Source organism: Streptomyces daliensis (assembly GCF_054782395.1).
In genome coordinates, this window is record NZ_BAAGSO010000138.1 from 1 (window position 1) to 257 (window position 257).

Sequence of the window (257 nt, forward strand, 5' to 3'; positions counted from 1 at the left end):
TACATCTGGACCAAGACCGCCGACGAGATCCTCGAACGCCTCAGCTCATATCTGAACAGAATTCCCGACTCAGAAGACTAGGTTGTGTCGTCAAAATAGCGTCGTTCCGCCCGCTAGGGCGGTGTGGGGCGGGGTCAGGTGCGTGCAGATGCAAGGCGGAGGGAGGAGAGCGCAGCGGGCTGCGCCGACGACTGACAACGCAGCAGATGTGCGTGCATGGCCCCGCCCCACAGACGAAATTTTGACGACACGGCCTA